11 protein-coding genes are annotated in these 15,517 nt (G+C 73.1%); 10 read left to right on the top strand and 1 reads right to left on the bottom strand.

Annotated features, from left to right (window positions below):
* Nucleotide 1: 1 nt before the first annotated feature.
* From ACOJVX_RS19430 to ACOJVX_RS19420, 3 genes are read left to right on the top strand one after another with little or no spacing between them, the layout of a single operon-like run.
* Nucleotides 2-835, top strand: a complete 834-nt coding sequence (locus tag ACOJVX_RS19430) for an ABC transporter permease (RefSeq protein ID WP_418154932.1) — start codon at nucleotides 2-4, stop codon at nucleotides 833-835.
* A gap of 4 nt (nucleotides 836-839) precedes the next feature.
* Nucleotides 840-1,688 carry an ABC transporter permease gene (locus ACOJVX_RS19425; protein ID WP_026418493.1) on the top strand — a complete coding sequence of 283 codons (849 nt, stop codon included), beginning with the start codon at nucleotides 840-842 and terminating at the stop codon, nucleotides 1,686-1,688.
* A gap of 29 nt (nucleotides 1,689-1,717) precedes the next feature.
* Nucleotides 1,718-3,733: a TIGR03960 family B12-binding radical SAM protein gene (locus ACOJVX_RS19420; protein ID WP_026418492.1), complete on the top strand. Its 2,016-nt coding sequence runs from the start codon at nucleotides 1,718-1,720 to the stop codon at nucleotides 3,731-3,733.
* A 141-nt stretch (nucleotides 3,734-3,874) separates the two neighbouring features.
* Here ACOJVX_RS19420 and ACOJVX_RS19415 read toward each other — a convergent pair whose 3' ends face one another.
* The gene (locus tag ACOJVX_RS19415; RefSeq protein ID WP_245588761.1) at nucleotides 3,875-5,323 is read right to left on the bottom strand and encodes a S8 family peptidase; all 1,449 of its coding nucleotides are present in this window, start codon (nucleotides 5,321-5,323) and stop codon (nucleotides 3,875-3,877) included.
* Nucleotides 5,324-5,611: 288 nt separating this feature from the next.
* Here ACOJVX_RS19415 and ACOJVX_RS19410 point away from each other — a divergent pair, with 288 nt between their 5' ends.
* The 7 genes from ACOJVX_RS19410 to ACOJVX_RS19380 all read left to right on the top strand — a co-directional run bounded on the left by ACOJVX_RS19410 (nucleotide 5,612) and on the right by ACOJVX_RS19380 (nucleotide 15,506).
* Nucleotides 5,612-6,586: a TIGR03936 family radical SAM-associated protein gene (locus ACOJVX_RS19410; RefSeq protein WP_418154936.1), complete on the top strand. Its 975-nt coding sequence runs from the start codon at nucleotides 5,612-5,614 to the stop codon at nucleotides 6,584-6,586.
* A gap of 99 nt (nucleotides 6,587-6,685) precedes the next feature.
* Nucleotides 6,686-9,688 (top strand): translation initiation factor IF-2 N-terminal domain-containing protein, encoded by a 3,003-nt coding sequence (locus tag ACOJVX_RS19405; RefSeq protein WP_103056347.1) that lies wholly within the window; start codon nucleotides 6,686-6,688, stop codon nucleotides 9,686-9,688.
* A 362-nt stretch (nucleotides 9,689-10,050) separates the two neighbouring features.
* Nucleotides 10,051-10,362 (top strand): 50S ribosomal protein L21, encoded by a 312-nt coding sequence (gene rplU / locus ACOJVX_RS19400; RefSeq protein WP_016697098.1) that lies wholly within the window; start codon nucleotides 10,051-10,053, stop codon nucleotides 10,360-10,362.
* Nucleotides 10,363-10,376: 14 nt separating this feature from the next.
* On the top strand, nucleotides 10,377-10,637 hold the full coding sequence (rpmA, locus tag ACOJVX_RS19395) for a 50S ribosomal protein L27 (RefSeq protein WP_016697099.1): 261 nt from the start codon (nucleotides 10,377-10,379) through the stop codon (nucleotides 10,635-10,637).
* A 224-nt stretch (nucleotides 10,638-10,861) separates the two neighbouring features.
* Entirely contained in the window at nucleotides 10,862-12,343 is a 1,482-nt protein-coding gene (gene obgE / locus ACOJVX_RS19390) for a GTPase ObgE (RefSeq protein ID WP_418154938.1), read from the top strand.
* Nucleotides 12,340-13,470, top strand: a complete 1,131-nt coding sequence (gene proB, locus ACOJVX_RS19385) for a glutamate 5-kinase (RefSeq protein ID WP_026418487.1) — start codon at nucleotides 12,340-12,342, stop codon at nucleotides 13,468-13,470. Before obgE ends, proB begins: the two co-directional genes overlap by 4 nt.
* Before the next feature lie 398 nt (nucleotides 13,471-13,868).
* Nucleotides 13,869-15,506 (top strand): hypothetical protein, encoded by a 1,638-nt coding sequence (locus tag ACOJVX_RS19380; RefSeq protein ID WP_026418485.1) that lies wholly within the window; start codon nucleotides 13,869-13,871, stop codon nucleotides 15,504-15,506.
* Nucleotides 15,507-15,517 lie beyond the last annotated feature (11 nt).

Below are 15,517 nucleotides of genomic sequence, written 5' to 3'. Positions count from 1 at the left end.
CGTGACGACGAACGACGCAGCAACCACCCGCACCGCACCCGCCGCCACCGGCCGGTCCGGTTCGCTGTTCGCCGAGGTCGGCCGGGTCCTCGAGGGGCACTGGGTCTGGTACCGCCTGAACTGGCGGGCGACCGTGATCTCCAGCGTCCTGATGCCAGCCCTGTACCTGATCGCGATGGGCATCGGCATGGGGTCCCTCGTCGAACCGGGGGAGTTCACCCAGGGCCACGACTACCTCGTCTACCTCGCGCCCGCCGTCCTCGTCGTCAGCCTCGTCCAGACCGCCGCCGGCGAGTCCACCTACCCGGTGCTCTCCGGGTTCAAGTGGCAGCGGAACTACCTGGCGGTGGCGGCCACCCCGATCAGCCCTGCCCGGCTCGCCCTCGGCGAGCTGACCTGGATCGCGCTGCGCCAGCTGTTCTCCGGCCTGGTCTACCTGCTGATCGCCGCGCTGCTCGGCGCGCTGCTCAACCCGATGGTGCTGGTCTCGCTGCTCGCCGCCGTGCTCACGGGAATGGCCTTCGCCGCACCGGTGGTGGCCTACTCGGCCACGGTCCAGGGGGAGGGCGCCGGGTTCAACGCGCTGTTCCGGTTCGTGGTGATGCCGATGGTGCTCTTCGCCGGCACGTTCTACCCCGTGAGCCAGCTCCCGGAGGTGGTCCAGCCGGTGGCGTGGATCACGCCGCTGTGGCACGGCACCGAACTGGCCAGGGGCCTGGCCTTCGGCACGCTGGAGGCGCTCCCCGCGCTCCTGCACCTCTCCTACCTGCTGGCCCTGGCCGGCGTCGGCACGGTCCTGGCCTGCCGCCATTTCCACAAGCGGTTGGTGGTGTGACGCGATGACGACGGACGTGCCGACCCGCGAGGTGCCACCGCCGCCCCCGTCCCGGGGCACGGTGCTGCGCATCCTCCCGCCCGGGCTCTACGCCGGTCGGGCGAGCGCCCTGCTCGAACGGGCCTTCGTGGCCAACCGCAGGGCCTGGCTGGCCCTGCTCTCCGGCTTCTTCGAGCCGCTGTTCTACCTGTTGTCGCTGGGCGTCGGTTTCGGCGCGCTCGTCGGGCAGGTGGTCGGCCCCGGCGGGGAACCGATCGACTACGCGGCCTTCATCGCCCCCGGCCTGCTCGCGGCCTCGGCGATGAACGGGGCCGTCTACGACGCGACGTTCAACATCTTCTTCAAGCTGCGGCACGCCAAGCTCTACGACGCGGTGCTGGCCACCCCGTTGGGGCCGTTGGACGTGGCCATCGCCGAGATCAGCTGGGCGCTGCTGAGGGGTGGGGCCTACGCGACCGGGTTCCTCGCGGTGATGTTCGGCATGGGCTTGCTGACCTCGCCGTGGGCGCTGCTCGCGCTGCCGGCGGCGCTGCTGGTGTCCCTGGCCTTCGCCGCGGTGGGGATGGCGTGCACCACGTTCATCCGCTCCACGCAGGACTTCGACTTCGTCCAGCTGGCGATCCTGCCGATGTTCCTGTTCTCCACGACCTTCTACCCGATCGACGTCTACCCGGGCGGGCTGCGGGTGCTCATCGAGTGCCTGCCGCTCTACCACGGCGTGGAGCTGATGCGGGCGTTGAGCACCGGCGCCGTCCACTGGGGGCTGTTGGGGCACGTCGCCTACTTCCTGGTGATGGCCGCGGTGGGCCTGTGGGTGGCGACGAGGCGCCTGGGCACGCTGCTCCTGCGCTGAGCCGGCGGGGCTCGTTACCCTGTCGCGCTGTGAGCACGCGGTCCGTCTTCCCCGAACTCGAGCAGCTGCTGCCCAGGGTGTCCAAGCCCGTCCAGTACGTCGGTGGTGAGCTGAACTCCACCACGAAGGACTGGGAGGCGACCGAGGTCCGCTGGGCGCTGATGTACCCGGACGCCTACGAGGTGGGTCTGCCCAACCAGGGGCTGATGATCCTCTACGAGATCCTCAACGAACGGGAGGACGTGCTCGCCGAGCGCACCTACTCGGTGTGGCCGGACCTGGAGGCGTTGATGCGGGAGCACGGCGTGCCCCAGTTCACCGTCGACGCCCACCGGCCCGTCGGTGACTTCGACCTGCTCGGGGTCAGCTTCGCGACCGAACTCGGCTACACGAACCTGCTGACCGCCCTCGACCTCGCCAGGATCCCCCTGCGCGCCGACGCGCGGACCGAGGAACACCCCGTGGTGGTCGGCGGCGGGCACGCGGCCTTCAACCCGGAGCCGATCGCGGACTTCCTCGACGCGGTGGTCCTCGGTGACGGCGAGGAGGCGGTGCTGGAGATCACCGACATCACCCGTGACTGGAAGCGGGAGGGCTCCCCGGGTGGGCGGGACGAACTCCTGCTGCGGCTCGCCGAGACCGGCGGTGTCTACGTCCCCCGCTTCTACGACGTCGAGTACCACGCGGACGGCCGGATCCGGCGGGTAGCCCCGAACCGGGACCGGGTGCCGTTCCGGGTCTTCAAGCGGACCACGATGGATCTCGACCAGTGGCCCTACCCCAAGCAGCCCCTGGTGCCGCTCGCGGAGAGCGTGCACGAGCGGATGAGCGTGGAGATCTTCCGGGGTTGCACCCGGGGGTGCCGGTTCTGCCAGGCGGGGATGATCACCCGCCCGGTGCGGGAGCGTTCCGTCGAGGGCATCGGCGAGATGGTCAGGGCTGGTCTGGAGCGGACCGGGTTCGAGGAGGTCGGGCTGCTGTCCCTCTCCAGCGCCGACCACTCGGAGATCGCCGAGATCACCAAGGGGCTGGCCGACCGGTACGAGGGGACCAACACCGGGCTCTCCCTGCCTTCGACGAGGGTGGACGCCTTCAACGTGGACCTCGCGAACGAGCTGGCCCGCAACGGGCGGCGCTCCGGCCTGACGTTCGCCCCGGAGGGCGGCAGCGAGCGGATCCGCCGGGTGATCAACAAGATGGTCTCGGAGGAGGACCTGATCCGGACCGTCACCACCGCCTACGCCAACGGGTGGCGTCAGGTGAAGTTGTACTTCATGTGCGGGTTGCCAACCGAGACCGACGAGGACGTCCTGCAGATCGCGCGGATGGCCAAGGAGGTGGTCCGCGCGGGGCGGGAGGCCTCCGGGCGGCGGGACATCCGGTGCACGATCTCCATCGGCGGCTTCGTCCCCAAACCGCACACGCCGTTCCAGTGGGCCGCGCAGTGCGCCCCGGAGGTCGTGGACGGGCGGCTGCGGCGGTTGCGAGCCGAGGTCGGCGGAGACCGGAGCCTCGGCAGGAGCATCGGGATGCGCTACCACGACGGCAGGCCCTCGCACATCGAGGGACTGCTCTCCCGGGGCGACCGGAGGCTGGGACCGGTGGTCGAACGGGTCTGGCGGGACGGCGGGCGGTTCGACGGCTGGAGCGAGCACTTCTCCTACCAGCGGTGGGTCGACGCCTGCGCGACCGAACTCGCCTCCACCCCGGTCGACCTGGACTGGTACACGACCAGGGAACGCGAGGAGCACGAGGTGCTGCCCTGGGACCACCTCGACTCGGGTCTGGAGAAGGAATGGCTGTGGGCGGACTGGCAGGACGCGCTCGACGAACGGGAGCAGGACGACTGCCGTTGGACGCCGTGCTTCGACTGCGGGGTGTGCCCGACGATGGGGACCGACATCGAGATCGGTCCGACGGGACGGACGCTCCTGCCGATCGCGTCGGTGGGCACCGGGAGCCCGGTCCGCAACCCGGCGTTCTCGCCGCCGGACCGGGCCGGGGTGGCACCCGGAGCGGCCAGCGACGACGGAGGACCGGCGTGAGCTGATCACGAGGTCGTGGTCCGCCCGATCGTCGTCGGGCACCTGGCGGCCGGCGTCGGCTGGGAGCGGGCGGACCGCTCGGTGGGGTGGGCCAGGGTGCGGAGGTCGACCGGCGGGACGCCGACGAGCGCGCGCCCGGGGTCAACCGCCCACGGCGGCGAGCGCGTTGACCAGCCCGGCCCCGTGGAAGCTGTTGTAGTAGGGCGACCCGGTGCACACGCCGTCGGGCACCCCGTCGCCGTCGAGGTCGTACGCCTCGGGGCAGCCGATCGGGTTGGCCTGCCCCCGGACCAGGCCCCGCAGCTGGGGCGGGGTCAGGTCGGGACGGTGGGAGGCGAGCAGCGCGGCCACGCCGCTCGCGTGCGGAGCGGCCATCGAGGTGCCGCACAGCTCGTCCCGGCCACCCGGCACGGTGGAGCTGACACAGCCACCGCCGGGAACCCCGGACTGCCACCGGTCGCCGCCCGGGGCCACCACGTCCACCACCCCGTACCCGTAGGAACTGGCGCGTGCCTTGACCCCGGCCGGGCCGACCGAGCCGACGGTGAGCACTCCGCGCACCTCGGCGGGCAGGGCGGAGCACCGGGCCCCGCCACCACCGCGCGCCTCGACACCCCGGAAGGGCGCGGAGAGATCCACCGCGTCGTTGCCGACGGCCGCGACCGTGAGCACCCCGTGGTCCTCGGCGAACCGCACGGCCCGCCGCACGGCCTCACCGGCCACCCGATGGCCCGGGTCGCCGGCGCACAGCAGCGGCCACGGATCGACGAGGTAGCTGTTGTTGGTGATGTCCATCCCGTTGGTCGCCGCCCACATGAGGCCGCACACCGCGTACTCGGGGTAGATGTAGCCGTCGTCGTCGACGACCTTGACCGAGGCGATCCGCACCCCCGGCGCGACGCCGGCCGGACCGCCGTCCGCCCCCGTCGCGGCGATGATCCCGGCGACGTGCGTCCCGTGGGGCGAGGTGCTGGGCGTCCAGGCATCCCGGGCCCGATCCGGTCGGCCCGTCAGGCACCCGGCGGACCGGAAGACGTCGACGCTGCCCGTCAACGCGGGGTGGGCCGGGTCGACCCCGGAGTCGAGCACCCCGACCACGACCTCCTCCGGGCCGGTGCCCACCCGCCGGGCCTCGTCGGCCCCCACCTGTCTGAGGTTCCACTCCAGGTCGCCGGCCGGTGGCGAGCTCGCGGCGGGCGCCGGGAGGGTGGCCCCGGTGGAGGTCAGGCGGGTCTCCCCGCCCCGGTCGAGGGCGGTGCGGGAGCGTTGCGCGCTCACCGCGCGGCCGCCGACGAGGCGGTCGTCGAAGGTGGGGTCGTGCGCCGTGACGACGGCCACCCCGATCTGGTGGTAGTGCGCCACGGTGGTGCCGCAGGCCTCGGTGATGCGTTCCTCCGCGCTCCGGCGGTCGAGCCCCTCGGGGAAGACCACCAGGTACCGCTCGGCGTCCGAACCCTCGGCGCAGAGACCGGGGCGCTCGCCGCGGTGCCCCGGCGAGGCGGCCTCCGACGAGGCCGGGTCGACCACGCAGCAGCCGACGGCCAACGCCACGCTCATCGAGACGAGCTGGGTGCGGCATGGCAGGGGCACCGTGACTCCCATCCCGTTCGGGGCGTGGACACGCCGCGTCGTCGTACCGACGTCGCGGACGCTAGCCACATCGTGCCCGTCGGACAAGCACGAGTGGCCCGGATCGCGGGCGGTACCTTCTTCCACTGATGGGAAATGGCTGTCCGGTGCAGGTGCCGGACCGCCGACAGGAGGAGCGGACCGCCCCTGCCTGGTCCGTCCGGGTGATTTTCGGGGATCACCCTCCGTGACTACGGAAAGGAATCGGCACTGAGTCGTCAACCAGCGACCGGGACCCTGCCGACGTCGGTGCGGAAGGTCCGCCTGCGGTACGCCAAACGGGAACGGCTGCGGTTCATGTCCCACCGGGACGTGGCGAGGGCCTTCGAACGCGCGCTGCGGCGCGGAGGCGTTCCCATGGCCTACTCGCAGGGCTTCAGCCCTCATCCACGGGTGTCCTGGGTGGGGGCCGCGCCCACCGGGGCCGCGAGCGAGGCGGAGTACGTGGAGGTGCAACTGGCCGAACGAGTACCGGCGGCCGTGCTGCGGAGCGAACTGAACAGGGCGTTGCCGGCCGGTCTGGACATCCTCGACGCGGTGGAGGCCGGGCCGGGTGTGCTGGCCCACCGCATCGACGTCAGCCTGTGGGTGATCGAACTGCCAGGGGTGTCGCCCCTGGCGTTGGCCAGCGCGGCCGCCTCCCTGTGGGCCGAGGACCGCGCGGAGGTCGAACGGCTGACCAAGAACGGCCGGGTGCTGATGGACGTCCGACCGGCGCTGCTCGGGCTGTCCGCCGGCCAGGCGGGTTGGGGCGTCCCTATCGTGAGTCCGCTCACCATCGCCGACGCGCGCGACGACGGCCTTCCCGGAGGGACGGGGCGGCCGGTAGCGGCCGAGGTTCCACCAGGTCACGACCACGGCGCTGCCCAGGGTGGCGCAGTGGTCTCCGACGATCGGGTGGACGACCGGCGGCGTGGCGCACCGCCATGTGGGATACTGGCGGCGGTCGTCCGGCAAGCCACACCAACCGTGCGGCCAGATGACGTGTTAGGTGCGCTGCGCGTCGTCGCTGGTCTGGAGCCGCCGGTGCCCGCGAAGGCGACCCGGATGGCCCAGGGGACGCTCGACGACGACGGGTGCATCGTCGACCCACTGGCCGCCGACAGAACGGTTGCCAACGAGGCGACAGGGCCGACCCCGGTGGAGGCTGACGGGCGGTTCGACGCGTCGTCACGAGACATCGCCTGCGCGGGCGCGGAGAGCACACCGACACCCGGCAGGTAGCCGACAGGATTGCCGTCGCCTCGAGCGGCGGATGACGAGAACACAAGGCCCCTGCGCGGCCGCGTCCCGGTGGGACGCGCCCGGGGGCGGAGGAGTTGCATGTCGAAGAACGAGACACCCGCCGGTTCCGCCGGTGGGGCCACCGTCGCACCCACGTCCGGTGCCACCTTCCCCCCCAAGCTGCGGGTGCACGCGCTCGCCAAGCTGCTGGGGGTCACCAGCCGGGAGGTCATCGCGACCCTCGCCGACCTCTCCATCGAGGTGCGCAGCGCCCAGTCCAGCGTGACCAGGGAGCTGGCGGAGCAGGTGGCGGAGGCGCTGCTGCCCCCCGAGGACACGGGCCGACCCGAGGCCGAGGAACGTGCCGCCCAGGCCACCGGTACCGAGGAGACCACCGCCTCCGGTTCCCAGGACGCCTCCGGTGGTGACGCGGTGGGGGCGCTGGCCCCGGTGTTCGCTCCGCCGCAGGCCGTCTTCCTGCCCCCGCAGCCGGCGGCGGCCAGGCCCGAGTCACGGCCGGCCAAGCCGCGGCGCGAGGAGCCCCAGGAACGGGAGGAACCGCGCGCCCAGGACGAGCCGGTCGTGGAGCAGCCGCCCGCGGCGGACCAGGCGACAGACGAGGACGAGGACGGCGGCGGTCGTCGCCGGCGCCGCCGTGGCCGCCGGGGCCGGGGTCGCGGTCGGGGTGGTCAGGACGGCGACGGTGACGGCCCGCGCGACCAGGAGGCCGACGAGGAGGCCGCCGAGCAGCCGGGGTCGGCCGAGGACGGCGTCCAGGAGAAGGACCAGCACCGGGACCAGGCCGCGGAGGCTGGTGAGTCGGAGGCCGAGTCCGGCGAGGGCGAGGGCAGCCGGCGTCGCCGCCGGCGCCGTCGGCGCAAGGGCTCCTCGGACGACGAGACCGGGCTGCGGGAGGACGACCCGCCGAACACCGTCGTGCACGTCCGGGAGACCAAGGCCCCCAAGCAGGAGTCCTCGGACGACGAGGTGCGGGCCGTGCGCGGCTCCACCAGGCTGGAGGCCAAGCGGCAGCGCCGGCGGGACGGTCGTGAGGCGGGCCGGCGGCGCACCCCGGTGCTGTCCGAGGCGGAGTTCCTCGCCCGGCGGGAGGCCGTCGAACGCGAGATGGTGGTGCGGGAGCGCGGCGACCGCACGCAGATCGCGGTGCTGGAGGACGGTGTCCTCGTCGAACACTTCGTCGCCTCGGCGAACAGCGGCTCGATCGTGGGCAACGTCTACCTGGGCCGCGTGCAGAACGTGCTGCCCAGCATGGAGGCGGCCTTCGTCGACATCGGGCGGGGCCGCAACGCGGTCCTCTACGCGGGCGAGGTGGACTGGGACGCCGCCGGCCTCGAGGGCAAGGCCCGTCGCATCGAGCAGGCGCTCTCCACCGGCGACAGCGTGCTCGTCCAGGTCACCAAGGAACCGCTCGGCCACAAGGGCGCCCGGCTGACCACCCAGATCAGCCTGCCGGGGCGCTTCCTGGTCTACGTGCCCAGCGGTGGGGCGACCGGGATCAGCCGCAAGCTGCCGGACACCGAGCGCAAGCGGCTCAAGGAGATCCTCCGCCGCATCGTTCCCGAGGAGTCGGGTGTCATCATCCGCACCGCCTCGGAGGGCACCAGTGAGGAGGCGCTGGACCGCGACGTCCGGCGGCTCCAGGCCCAGTGGCAGGTCATCAAGGACAAGGCCGAGACCGTTCGCTCCTCCGCCCCGCAGCTCCTCTACGAGGAGCCGGACCTGCTGGTCAAGGTGGTCCGGGACCTGTTCACCGAGGACTTCTCCGGTCTGACCGTCCAGGGCGGGCAGGCCTGGGACACCATCCAGTCCTACGTCGAGCACGTCGCGCCGGACCTGGTGGGACGGCTCAAGCGCCATGTCGGGGCCGTCGACGTGTTCACCGAACACCGGGTGGACGAGCAGCTGGCCAAGGGGCTCGACCGCAAGGTCTGGCTGCCCTCGGGGGGCTACCTCGTCATCGACCGCACCGAGGCGATGACCGTCGTCGACGTGAACACCGGGAAGTTCACCGGTTCCGGTGGGAACCTGGAGGAGACGGTCACCAGGAACAACCTGGAGGCGGTCGAGGAGATCGTCCGCCAACTGCGGCTGCGTGACATCGGCGGCATCATCGTCATCGACTTCATCGACATGGTGCTGGAGTCCAACCGCGACCTGGTGCTCCGCCGGCTGACCGAGTGCCTGGGCCGGGACCGCACCCGCCACCAGGTGGCCGAGGTCACCTCGCTGGGGCTCGTCCAGATGACGCGGAAGCGGGTCGGCACGGGCCTGCTCGAGGCCTACAGCACCACCTGCGAGCACTGCCGGGGTCGGGGGCTGCTGGTCTCCACCGAGCCGGTGGGCGTGGGCGGCGGCAACGGCCACCAGCACGGCAACGGCGGTCAGAACGGGGCCGCCGCCTCCGCGGGCAACGCCGGAGGCGGGTCCGGTCGCCGTGCCCGGCAGCGCAACAAGGGCGGTCAGGGGCTCGAACAGGTCGCCGAGGCCACGCTGAACGGTGCGTCGGACAAGGCCGCGTCCCCGGATGCGGAGGAGCCGGGCCAGCGGGAGGAAACGAAGCCGGAGGCGAAGCCCGTCGAGGAGCAGCGCCCCAAGGAGGCTCGGAGCGGCGGCCGGCGTCGGGCCTCCAGGCCGGCGGCGAGCGCGCAGCCAGCGGCCGAACCGGCTCAGCCCCCGGCCGACCAGCCCGCGTCCGCTCCGAGGGTGGAGGAGGTTCCGCCCGCGCGGGAGGCCGGCGAGGAACCGGCCGTGGCCGAGCGTGCCCGTGAGGAGCAGCGCGAGGAGAAGCCGGCGCGGAGCGAGAAGCCGGCATCCCGGCGCCGCACGGGTGAGCGGCGCGCCGCGACCCGCGCGGCCGGCGCGGCGGCGTCCTCGGCCGAGCCCGTCGCCGTGGTGACGACGACCACCGACTCGGCGAACTCCTCCAACGCGGTGGACTCGGGTGCGCGGCGGAACGGGCACGTGGAGTCCCACGACGGTGGTGAGGACCAGCTGGTCACCGCCGGCCGGCCCCGCGCCCGCTCCGGGCGCCGTCGGGCCGCGTCCCGTCCGGCGGGCCCGCCGGGAGGGCCGGACGCCTGAGGTCGTCCCGATCACGTTCCGGCGCCACCGCCCTCCGAGGGCGGTGGCGCCGTCGCGTGTGGGGGGCGGGTCGCGTTCCTCGAATCGCGGGGGGCGCGTCAGGCGGCCCGACGGCAGGGGTTAGACTCGTCTCGTTGCAGGTCAGGACGCTGCCCACTCGGGTGGTGGCGGGGCCGACGTTCGGTGCAGGGCTGGAGACGACCGGGAGGTACCCCGGTTTGACCGGCTTCGAACGGGCCACGTACCCTGAACCTGATCCTCCGTCAGGAGGACCCTAGTCGTGTGTCCTTCGTGGCTCCAGCTGGAGCGGGCGAGTGCACACGTCGCCCATCATCGTCGAGTAGCAGGAGACTTCCGTCCCGATGTACGCGATCGTCAATTCCGGCGGCAAGCAGTACAAGGTGGCTGTCGGCGACGTCGTCGAGGTCGAGAAGCTTGCTGGCGTGCCGGGCACCGAGGTCAACTTCCCGGCGCTGCTCGTCGTCGATGGCAGCGACGTCACCACCGATGCGGACGCGTTGGGGAAGTTCTCGGTGACCGGCAAGGTCGTCAAGCAGACCAAAGGCCCCAAGATTCGCATCCACAAGTTCAAGAACAAGACCGGCTACCACAAGCGGCAGGGTCACCGTCAGCAGCTGACCCGCGTCGAGGTCACCGGCATCACCAACAAGTGAGGATCTGACCAGCCATGGCACACAAGAAGGGCGCATCCAGCTCCCGGAACGGCCGCGATTCCAACGCGCAGCGGCTTGGTGTGAAGCGGTTCGGCGGCCAGGCCGTCAACGCTGGTGAGATCCTGGTCCGCCAGCGCGGCACCAAGTTCCACCCCGGTGTGAACGTCGGCCGTGGCGGCGACGACACACTGTTCGCGTTGACCGACGGTGCCGTGCAGTTCGGCACCAAGCGTGGTCGCAAGACCGTCAACATCGTCCCGGTGCCGGCCGCCTGAGGCCTGCGTCCGACGACGACCACTGACACCCCGAACGGGGGGCGGGCCGCAGTAGCTGGTCCCGCCCCCCGTTCTGGCGTCTCGGGGTCCGTGGGCGAAGGCCCTGGCGGTGTGGACTGGTCCGATGTCCCACCGCGTGGTGCCCCGCGACGCTCCCGGCCGGGCGCGCACCGCCGGGAGACCCCTGACCGCGGCCTCGCCGCGACGAACCGAAGGAGCAAGCCGTGTCCCGCTTCGTTGACCGCGTGGCGATCCACGTGGCCGCAGGCAACGGTGGCAACGGGTGTGCCTCCGTCCACCGGGAGAAGTTCAAGCCGCTGGGCGGGCCGGACGGCGGCAACGGTGGCCGGGGCGGCGACGTGGTGCTGGTGGTCGACTCCGGCGTGCACACCCTGCTGGACTTCCACTACCGGCCGCACGCCAGGGCGACCAACGGCCGGCAGGGGCAGGGTGGTCACCGGGAGGGTGCCACGGGCCAGGACCTGGAACTGCGGGTTCCGGAGGGCACCGTCGTGCTGGGCCCGGACGGGGAGGTGCTCGCGGACCTCGTCGGCGAGGGCACCCGGTTGGTCGCCGCCCGGGGCGGGCGTGGCGGGTTGGGGAACGCGGCGCTGGCGTCCCGGGCCCGGAAGGCCCCGGGGTTCGCGTTGTTGGGCGAACCCGGGGAGGAACGGGACTTCGTCCTCGAGCTGAAGTCCGTGGCCGACGTGGGCCTCATCGGGTTCCCCTCCGCCGGTAAGTCCTCGTTGATCGCCGTGCTCTCCGCCGCCCGGCCGAAGATCGCCGACTACCCGTTCACCACCCTCGTGCCCAACCTCGGGGTGGTCACGGCCGGGGACAAGGTCTTCACCGTGGCGGACGTGCCAGGGCTGATCCCCGGCGCCAGCTCCGGCCGGGGGCTGGGGCTGGACTTCCTGCGCCACATCGAGCGGTGCTCGGTGTTGGTCCACGTGGTGGACTGCGCCAGCGAGGAGATCGACCGGGACCCGGTGGCCGACATCGAGGCCATCGAGCGTGAACTGGCCGAGTACACGCCCTCCCTCGACGCGGACCTCTCCTCCCGGCCCCGGGTCGTGGTGCTCAACAAGATCGACATCCCGGACGGTCGGGCACTCGCCGAGATGGTGGAGGAGGAGCTGCGGGCGAAGGGCCACCAGGTGTTCGCGGTGTCCACCGCGAGCCGCGAGGGCCTGCGGGAGCTCACCTTCGCGTTGGCCGCGATCGTCGAGCGCGACCGGGCCGGGCGGGAGGCCCCGGAACCGACCCGGCTGGTGCTGCACCCGACCGCGGTGGACGACTCCGGGTTCGAGGTCGTCCGGGATCCGCACGACCAGGACGGTTTCCTCGTGCGGGGTGAGCGGCCGGAGCGGTGGGTGCGGCAGACCGACTTCAACAACGGTGAGGCCGTGGGCTACCTGGCTGACCGCCTCGCCAGGCTGGGTGTCGAGGACGAGCTCGCGAAGAAGGGCGCCCGCCCTGGCAGCGCGGTCACGATCGGCCGCGTCACCTTCGACTGGGAGCCGTCGACGCCGGCCGGGGTCGCGGTGACCATGATGAGCCGAGGCGAGGACCCCCGGCTCGACCGGACCGACCGCCCCACGGCGGCCGAGCGCAAGTCGGCCAAACGGGTCCGCCGGGGCATCGAGGAGCCCCCGCCCGCCGGTGCCACCGAGGACGGGGGCGACGCCGGGGAGGCACGGCGGTGACCTGCGAGATCCAGTCGGCGGCGCGGTCGGCGGTGGCCGCCGCCCGCCGGCTGGTGGTCAAGGTCGGGTCGTCGTCGTTGACGACGGCCGGGGGAGGGCTCGACCGGGGGCGCCTCGACAGCCTCGTGGACTCCGTCGCGCGGCGGTGCGAGTCGGGAACGCAGCTGGTCCTCGTGTCCTCGGGCGCCATCGGCGCGGGACTCGCCCCGCTCGCGCTCGCCAGGAGGCCGAAGGACCTCGCGACCCAGCAGGCGGCGGCGAGCGTCGGCCAGTTGCAGTTGGCCCATGCCTACGCGCTGTCGTTCGGGCGCTACGCGCGCACCGTGGGGCAGGTGTTGCTGACCGCGCACGACGTCGTGCGCCGGGCGAACTACCGGAACGCCCAACGCACCTTCGAGAGGCTGCTGGCCCTGGGTGCCGTTCCGGTGGTCAACGAGAACGACACGGTCGCCACCGAGGAGATCCGGTTCGGGGACAACGACCGGCTGGCGGCGCTGGTGGCGCACCTGGTGGGAGCGGACGCGCTCGTGCTGCTCTCCGACGTGGACGCCCTCTACGACGGGGACCCCCGGCTGGGCGGGGCCCGGGTCGTGCGGGAGGTCGCCTGCGCGAACGACATCGCCGGCGTCCGCGCCGGTGGGGTCGGTGCCTCGGGCTTGGGAACAGGGGGAATGGCGTCCAAGCTCGCCGCCGCCCGGTTGGCGGCGGGTGCGGGGATCCCGGTGTTGCTGGCGGGAGCCGTCGACGCTGGCGCCGCCCTGACGGACGCCTCGGTGGGCACCGCGTTCGCGCCCACGGGCGCGCGGTTGCCGGCCCGCAGGTTCTGGCTCGGCTACGCCGCCGACCCGGCGGGGAGACTGCACCTGGACAGCGGTGCCGTCGCCGCGGTGGTCGAGTCCCGCCGTTCGCTGTTGGCCCCGGGCGTGACCCGGGCGGAGGGCTCCTTCCACGCGGGCGACGTCGTGGACCTGCTCGATCCCACCCAGCGCGTGGTCGCCAGGGGCGTGGTCAACTTCGACGCCTCCGAACTGCCGGCCCTGATCGGATCGTCCAGCCACCGGTTGCCGCCCGAGCTGCGTCGTGAGGTGGTCCACGCCGACGACCTGGTTCCGCTCCCCCGGCTGTGACCGAGCGCGGCTGGACGTGGTGCTGGCCGTCGTCCCGCCCCCACCCCGGCCACCGGTCCGCTACCGGGCTGGCCCGCCGGGAGCGACGTCCTGATCCGAACGGTGGAGGGTTGGGCGGCGGTGGTTGGCTCCCGTTGCTCCGAGGGTCCCCCGACCGTCCTGGCCGATACGATCAGGCGCCTGATCACGGTGGCGATCGAGGCCGCCGTCGCCGGTGCGGCGGTCGCGCCGTCCGGGCCCGCCGTCGTCGGGAGCACGACGACCGGTGGGACGACGCCGGGGTGCGTCCGGCGCGGGACGAGCCACGGGGTCGCGACAGCACGGGCGGGTCGTCGGCGGTCGATCCCTGGCGCCCCGCGTCGTGCCGTCACCGGCGAGCCTGACCGAGAGGACGTCCAGTGAACTTCTGCGGGGAGTGCGGTCATCCGGCGGGTGGCGGCCGTTTCTGCGTGCACTGCGGTGAGCGGCTGGCCGCCACCGTCCAGGCCGGCATGGCGGACGGCGGTGGCGGGGCGGCCAGCGCCGAGCCGAGCGGCCCGGCGGACCCGCCACCCGGACCGCACCACCCGACCCCGCCACCGGACGCCCCGGCCACCGTGCCCAACCCCTTCACCGGGGTGCACTGGAGCGATTTCGTCCGGGACGGCGTCGCGCTGGTGCTGCTGCTCGTCCCCCTGGCGCTGCCCTGGACCTTCGCCGAGGACGGCGCGGATCGTCTCGAGGTCGTGTTGGTCACCCTGGTCTCGCTCGCCTCCCTCAGCGTCTTCTACCTCGCGCGGATCGGGACGTTCGGCCCGTCGGTCGGGCCGGAACGCGCGTGGTTGCTCCGCCTGGTGCTCAACACCCCGTACCTGGTGGTCGTGGTGGTGACGGTCGTCCTCGACGTGGTGAACGGGGACGCGACGACCGCGAACGCGAGCCTCGTCGGCGGCGGTGCGTTGACGGGCGCGGGGGGCGGCCTCGGCGCGGGTGTCGCGATGGGACTCGCGGGGGCCGTGCTGGCCCTGTCCCCCCGGTGGGCCGAGACGTCGGCCTGGTCGGGCCGGCGGCTGGGGGAGCGGTGGCGGGTGGTGGGGGTGGCGGTCAGCGGCCTGGCCGCGGTCCTCCTCGTCGCCAGCAGCGTGGTCTTCCTGGCGGGCGACGTGGCGGGGGCGGCGGGTGGCCCCCTGGTGGCGGCGCTGGTGCTGGCGTCGGCGTCGGGGCTGGTGCTGGTCGCCGTCGTCCTGGTCGGTCTGCTCCGGCGTGATCACACCCTCCGCCGGGTGGCGGTGATGGTCGGGGTGGTGGTGCTGCTGGCGTCGTCGTTCACCGGGCACCAGGAGAGCCTGTGGATCCCGGCCTCCGGGCTGGTGTTCCTGCCGGCGGCCGTCGTCGCGGCCTCGGTGCCGGCCGTACTGCTCACCCTGCGACCGGGGCCACCGCACCTGCTGTGGTTCGTCACGGCCCGCCGGGCCCTGGAGCTGGCGGCGGTGGTCACCGCCCCGGCGTTCGTCGGGGTGGTCCTGATGATGGCCGAGAGCGCCACCGACCGGGGCGCGAAGGTCGCGATGCTCGTCTGCCAGGTGCTCGTCGTGGTCGCCGCGATCACCGCGAGGTCGATGCTGCTCAGGGAACCCAGGCAGGGGCGGGTCGCCGCCGTGGCCGTCGCCGGGGTCCTGCTGTTGCTGGGCGTGATCCAGTTGGCCGTGGAGGTGAGCCTCTCGGACGCGGTGAGCCCCTACGTCCTGCTGATCGCCTTCGGGGTGCCCGGGCTGGTCGTGCTCTCGCTCACCGCCCCGGCCCCGGTGCGCGCCTACCTCCGTTCGCTGCCCGTCGCCGGACCACCGCCCGGGTGGGGCGGCGGCGGTTGGGGAGCGCCGGTGGACGCTGGGCGTCCCGCCGGCTCCCAGCCCCCCGCGTCCACCCAGGCCACCTCGGCTCCGGTGGGGAGCGACTCGTCGCCCCGTCCGACGCCGGGAGCACCGGCGGCGACCACGAACCCTGCCGGGGTGGCCGGCACCGGGGAGGAGGGCACCGGCCCGTCCCGGTCCGGCTGATCCCCCGGTGG

It is taken from the genome of Actinoalloteichus caeruleus (assembly GCF_049311605.1).
Lineage (GTDB): Bacteria > Actinomycetota > Actinomycetes > Mycobacteriales > Pseudonocardiaceae > Actinoalloteichus_B > Actinoalloteichus_B caeruleus.
The sequence above is the reverse complement of the archived record's forward strand: the minus strand, read 5'-3'. Positions and strand labels throughout refer to the sequence as shown.